Origin of the sequence: Parasphingorhabdus sp., assembly GCF_041748495.1 — a bacterium.
Classification (GTDB): Bacteria; Pseudomonadota; Alphaproteobacteria; order Sphingomonadales; family Sphingomonadaceae; genus Parasphingorhabdus.
Genome location: NZ_JBGTDD010000175.1, coordinates 1 through 3,855 on the forward strand (window position 1 = coordinate 1; position 3,855 = coordinate 3,855).

The 3,855-nt window shown below is 58.4% G+C and carries 4 protein-coding genes; 1 reads left to right on the forward strand and 3 read right to left on the reverse strand.

All coding sequences use genetic code 11. From position 1 onward, the window contains the following. Positions 1-342: 342 nt before the first annotated feature. The 3 genes from accC to aroQ are packed head-to-tail and all read right to left on the reverse strand — an operon-like array spanning position 343 to position 2,640. Positions 343-1,698 carry an acetyl-CoA carboxylase biotin carboxylase subunit gene (gene accC, locus ACEW8J_RS14975; RefSeq protein WP_373492444.1) on the reverse strand — a complete coding sequence of 452 codons (1,356 nt, stop codon included), beginning with the start codon at positions 1,696-1,698 and terminating at the stop codon, positions 343-345. A gap of 10 nt (positions 1,699-1,708) precedes the next feature. Continuing rightward, a complete protein-coding gene (gene accB, locus ACEW8J_RS14980; RefSeq protein ID WP_373492445.1) occupies positions 1,709-2,182 on the reverse strand; it encodes an acetyl-CoA carboxylase biotin carboxyl carrier protein in 474 nt (157 codons plus the stop codon). 20 nt (positions 2,183-2,202) lie between these two features. After that, positions 2,203-2,640, reverse strand: coding sequence for a type II 3-dehydroquinate dehydratase (gene aroQ, locus ACEW8J_RS14985; protein WP_373492446.1), 438 nt, complete (start codon positions 2,638-2,640; stop codon positions 2,203-2,205). Between the two features lie 84 nt (positions 2,641-2,724). On the opposite strand from aroQ, the gene thiS reads away from it, so the two are divergent. Then, positions 2,725-3,720 (forward strand): sulfur carrier protein ThiS, encoded by a 996-nt coding sequence (thiS, locus tag ACEW8J_RS14990; protein ID WP_373492447.1) that lies wholly within the window; start codon positions 2,725-2,727, stop codon positions 3,718-3,720. Positions 3,721-3,855 lie beyond the last annotated feature (135 nt).

Genomic DNA, 3,855 nt, shown 5'->3' on the forward strand with positions numbered 1-3,855 from the left:
TGGCAGCCATCAGGCCTGGAAAGAGAAATATACGCATGGCTTACTCCTGTTGCTGGCGACTCCATTTGCCGCATCTGTACAACCGGTGATAGAGTGTTAACCCTGTCTAGGTCCTGAACTGAGTTGTTATGTTCAGGAAAGGTGGGATGAACCTGAACGAAGCTCTTGGCCATTCCATCGCCGCGCAGGCGGGGATCCACATCATATATGGGAAACGGGCGGTCAGGGACGATGTGGTGCTCGGGAGGCGGAGCGCGTAACATCAACCATCGGGAGTCAAGGTAAGCCTTGAGATGGACCGCCGTCTGCGCGGGGGCATAGCGGATCTTCAGCAGGACAGGCCTAATCCTTCAGATTATCCTTCTCCAGCCATTCCTCCAGCCATTTGATCGTATATTCGCCGGACTGAAATTCCGGATCATACACCAGCTTCTGGTGCAGCGGGATCGTGGTCTGGACGCCTTCGATGACAAATTCGTCAAGCGCGCGGGCGAGGCGCATCATGCAGCCGTCGCGGGTGCGGCCATAGACGATCAATTTGGCAATCATGCTGTCATAATAAGGCGGGATCGAATAGCCCGCGTAAAGGCCGCTATCGACCCGGACATGCATGCCGCCTGGCGCGTGATAGCTGGTGACCTTGCCGGGCGAGGGCGCCCAGGTCTTCGGATTTTCGGCGTTGATCCGGCATTCGATGGCATGACCACTGAATACCAGATCTTCCTGACTCACCGACAGCTCACGACCATCGGCAATGCGAATCTGTTCGCGCACCAGATCAAAGCCGGTGATCATTTCGGTCACCGGATGCTCGACCTGCAGGCGGGTGTTCATTTCGATGAAGTAGAATTCGTTATTCTCGTAAAGAAATTCGATTGTCCCGGCGCCGCGATATTGCATGCCCTTCATCGCGTCGACGCAGACCTTGCCCATGCGTTCGCGCTGCTCGGCGCTGATTACGGGAGACGGTGCTTCCTCGAGCACTTTCTGGTGTCGGCGCTGCAGCGAACAATCGCGCTCGCCCAAGTGAATTGCATTGCCGCGGCCATCGCCGAACACCTGAAATTCGATATGGCGCGGATCACCGAGATATTTTTCAATATAGACCGTGGCGTCACCAAAGGCCGCCTTGGCCTCGGTGCCCGCCTGTTTCATCTGGGTTTCCAGCTCGGTCTCGCTGTTGACCACTTTCATGCCGCGACCACCGCCGCCGGATGCAGCCTTGATGATCACCGGATAGCCGACTTCTGCAGCCACCCGCTTGGCTTCCTCGATCTCGCTGACCGCACCGGCCGAACCCGGCACCAACGGAATGCCGAGATCGCCAGCGGTCTTCTTGGCTGCAACCTTGTCGCCCATGATCTTGATATGCTCGGGCTTGGGGCCGATCCATTTGATGTCGTGCGCTTCGACGACTTCGGCAAAATGGGCATTCTCCGAGAGGAAGCCATAGCCGGGATGAATCGCATCGGCGCCGCTGATCTCGGCAGCCGAAATGATTGCCGGGATCGACAGATAGCTGTCGGCGGCAGGGGGCGGGCCGATACAAACCGCCTGATCGGCAAGCCGCACGTGCATGGCGTCTGAATCGGCGGTGCTGTGAACGGCAACGGTTTCGATGCCCAGTTCCTTTGCCGCGCGCAAAATCCGCAGCGCAATTTCCCCGCGATTGGCAATCAGGATCTTTTCAATGGTCACGCTGGGGGCCTCAAGCGATCACGACCAGGGGCTGGTCATATTCGATCGGCTGACCATTTTCGACCAGAATGGCCTTGACTGTGCCAGCCGTCTCGGAGGTGATCGGGTTCATTACCTTCATCGCTTCGACGATCAGCAAAGTATCGCCCACGGCAACCTTGTCGCCCACGCTGATGAAATTCGCGGCACCGGGTTCAGCCGCGAGATAGGCGGTGCCGACCATCGGCGATTTCTGTGCGCCGGCGTGATCATCAACCGGCGCGGCGGCCGCTTCCGGTGTCGGGGCAGCTGCCGCCGGAGCAGGCGGCGCATATGCGGCAGGGGCAGAAATATAGGTTCCGCCGCCGCGGGCGACCTTGATCTTGCGGTCACCATCCTCGACTTCGATTTCGGTCAGGCCGGCTTTCTCGAGAATGGCGGCCAGATCGCGCACCAGCTTTATATCTACATTCATGCCTTCACCCGATTCTTTTTTTGCAGGCATATTCTGTCCTTATGCTGTCGTTAAAATTTGCTGGCAGCGTCCAGCGCCAGTTGATAGCCAAATGCACCAAAGCCGCAAATCGTTCCTTTTGCAACCGGCGCAATGAAACTCTTGTGGCGAAATTCCTCGCGCGCGGCAGGATTAGAAAGATGCACTTCGATCACCGGGGTACCGATCGCCTTGATCGCGTCGAACAAGGCGAGCGATGTGTGGGTCAAGGCACCGGCGTTGAGAATCGCCGCATGTGCGCCTTCCGCGGCAGCTTCATGCAGCCAGTCGACCAGATGGCCTTCATGGTTGCTCTGGCGAATATCGACGTCGAAGCCGAGCGTCCGGGCATGGTCTTCGATCTGCCCGGCGATCTCGTCGAGTGTTTCCGAACCGTAGATTTCGGGTTCGCGCATGCCGAGCAGGTTGAGATTGGGTCCGTTCAATATATAGATGGTCTTGGCCGCCAAGATATTGGTTCCTCCCCAAGGCTTTTGGTTGCGACTGGAGCGCCCTCTTTATATGGCTCGTTTTTGAAAAGCGAGATCAAAGACATGAAAGTTACCGAAATGGCTGAAATTCAGATCCGGTTGAACGGCGATGACCACAAGTTTGCAGCGGGCGGCTCGATTGCCGATCTGGTGCGTTCGCTTGATCTCGATCCGGCCAAGGTGGCGGTGGAGCGCAACCGGGAGATAGTCACCCGCTCGACGCTGGACGACGTCATCGTCGAGCAGGGCGATGAAATGGAAATCGTGCATTTCGTCGGTGGCGGTTCCGGTGACGACAGCTGGACGGTAGCGGGGCGGACATTCCGCTCGCGTCTGATTGTCGGCACCGGCAAATACAAGGACTTCGCGGAAAATGCCGCTGCGGTCGAAGCATCGGGCGCGGAGATCGTCACCGTGGCCATCCGCCGGGTCAATGTCACCGACCGGAACAAGCCGGTATTGATGGACTTTATCGATCCCAAGAAAGTCACCTATCTGCCGAACACTGCAGGCTGCTTCAATGCCGAGGACGCGATCCGTACCCTGCGGCTGGCGCGCGAGGCCGGCGGTTGGGATCTGGTCAAGCTGGAAGTGCTCGGCGAGGCAAAGACGCTTTATCCCAATATGCGCGAAACGCTCGAGGCGACCGAGGTGTTGGCGAAGGAAGGGTTCAAGCCGATGGTCTATTGCGTCGACGATCCGATTGCAGCGAAACAGCTGGAAGATGCGGGCGCTGTGGCGATCATGCCGCTGGGTGCGCCGATCGGGTCCGGGCTCGGTATTCAGAACCGGGTGACGATCCGGCTGATCGTCGAGGGCGCCAGCGTGCCGGTGCTGGTCGATGCCGGGGTCGGGACTGCGAGTGATGCCGCGGTAGCAATGGAGCTTGGCTGCGACGGCGTGTTGATGAATACCGCCATTGCCGAGGCAAAGGAACCGGTGCGGATGGCGCGGGCGATGAAGCTGGCGGTGCAGGCAGGGCGTGAGGCCTATCTGTCCGGAAGAATGGGGCGCAGGATGTATGCCGACCCGTCGAGTCCGCTTTCCGGGCTGATTTAGTGTCTCACCTTTGGAGTAAACCCACCAGCTTGTAGCTGGTATAAGGCTTCAGCCGTTTTGGTTTGCTAAGCACTATCCTCCAGAAAATGACCGGCTCGCAGGCGAAGTCATTTTCTGGAGGATAGTGCTTATGCC